The 2,167-nt window shown below is 45.9% G+C and carries 1 protein-coding gene; it reads left to right on the top strand.

What is annotated here, in order from left to right; all coding sequences use genetic code 11:
• The first annotated feature begins 246 nt into the window (after nucleotides 1-246).
• Nucleotides 247-1,875, top strand: a complete 1,629-nt coding sequence (locus AC1DV1_RS31195; RefSeq protein ID WP_477368720.1) for an acyl-CoA carboxylase subunit beta — start codon at nucleotides 247-249, stop codon at nucleotides 1,873-1,875.
• The last annotated feature ends 292 nt before the right edge of the window (nucleotides 1,876-2,167 follow it).

Raw genomic sequence — 2,167 nt, forward strand, 5'->3', positions numbered from 1 at the left:
AATGACCAATGACCAATGACCAATGACCAATGACCAATGACCAATGACCAATGACCAATGACCAATGACCAATGACCAATGACCAATGACCAATGACCAATGACCAATGACCAATGACCAATGACCAATGAACCAATGACCAATGACCAATGACCAATGACCAATGAACCCTGACCAATTGAAAACTAAAAATTACCTTTACAACGGTAATTATCCCTAAATTACGTTTTCTATTATATACCAATTATGGATCTGTCATTCAATATAAATGAAGATATAAACAAGCAGCTTGTTTATGAGCTTAAAACCCGGTTAAAAAAAGTTTACCTGGGCGGCGGCGAAAAAGCTGCTTTGAAACAAAAAGAAAAAGGCAAAATGCTGGCGCGCGAGCGGGTGGCCTATTTGATAGATAAAGATAAGCCCTGGCTGGAGGTTGGTGCTTTTACTGCCGATGGCATGTATGCCGAGCATGGCGGCTGCCCGTCTGGTGGTGTAGTTTGCGGCATTGCCTATGTATCGGGCAGGCAATGTGTAATTGTGGCCAATGATGCCACGGTAAAGGCCGGCGCCTGGTTCCCGATAACGGCTAAGAAAAATTTGAGAGCCCAGGAAATAGCCATGGAAAACCGGCTGCCTATCATTTACCTGGTAGATTCGGCGGGGGTGTATTTGCCTTTGCAGGACGAGATATTCCCGGATAAAGAACATTTCGGCCGCATTTTCAGGAATAATGCCATGATGAGCAGTATGGGTATCGTCCAGATTTCGGCCATCATGGGCTCATGCGTGGCGGGTGGGGCGTACTTACCTATCATGAGCGATGAGGCTATGATTGTAGAGGGCACCGGATCGGTTTTCCTGGCAGGATCATACCTTGTAAAATCGGCCATAGGCGAGGATGTGGATAACGAAACCCTGGGCGGCGCTACCACGCATTGCGAAATTTCGGGCGTTACCGATTATAAACAACCTAACGACCAAGCCTGCCTCGATTCTATCCGTAACATTATGAGCATGGTAGGCGACTATAACAAGGCCGGGTTCGACAGGATAAAACCCCTCGCGCCCAAGTTAGATCCCAAAGATATTTACGGCATTTTGCCCGATAACCGCGAGAAGGCTTACGATATGCGCGAGATTATTTTACGGTTACTGGACGATTCGGCTTTTGAAGAATATAAGGAAGGTTATGGTCAATCCATCATTTGCGGCCTGGGCCGGGTTGATGGCTGGGCGGTAGGCATTGTGGCTAACCAGCGTAAGGTGATTAAATCGAAAAAAGGAGAAATGCAGTTTGGCGGCGTCATCTATTCCGACTCGGCCGATAAGGCAACCCGTTTTATTATGAACTGCAACCAAAAGAAAATTCCACTGGTGTTTTTACAGGACGTTACCGGTTTTATGGTAGGCAGCCGCAGCGAACAGGGAGGCATTATAAAAGATGGGGCCAAAATGGTAAATGCGGTAGCCAATTCGGTAGTGCCCAAGTTTACCATAGTTATAGGTAACTCCTACGGTGCGGGTAACTACGCCATGTGCGGCAAGGCCTATGATCCTCGGCTGATATATGCCTGGCCATCGGCAAAAATAGCCGTTATGGGCGGCGCGCAGGCAGCCAAAGTGCTGGTGCAAATGCAGTCGGCAGGGCTAAAAGCAAAAGGGGAGTTGGTAGATGAGGTGAAGGAGCAGGAACTGTTAAAACAAACCACCGACAGGTATAACAGCCAAACCACGCCATACTATGCAGCTGCACGGCTTTGGGTTGATGGCATAATCGATCCATTAGAAACCCGTAAAGTAATATCCATGGGTATAGAGGCTGCTAACCATGCGCCTATTGAAAAAGCGTTTAATGTGGGGGTGATACAGACTTAGTAGTGAGTAGTGAGTAGTGAGTAGTGAGTAGTGAGTAGTGAGTCACTGTTGTCCGATAAACATAAAAAAGGTCATTTGTGTTTAATTGAGGGATATTTAACGGCGACAATTAAAACAAAGCCCCCTTTTTAGGTTTTAAAAAGTGTTAGTTGGTAGCTTTTTACTTCGCTGTTATATCCTATAATTGCTTTTTCAGGATTTACGAGGAAGTTGATCAGATCGATATAAGTTCCAAGATGTTGCCTGATAAGACCGGCTACGTTAGCAAATGACCATTTATTCTCCTTTAGCT

The sequence above is a fragment of the Mucilaginibacter sp. P4_D1 genome (genome assembly GCF_056401935.1).

Excerpts from the sequence above, each read along its gene's own strand:
- AC1DV1_RS31195 (WP_477368720.1), top strand. The coding sequence starts at position 247 with ATGGATCTGTCATTCAATATAAATGAAGATATAAACAAGCAGCTTGTT.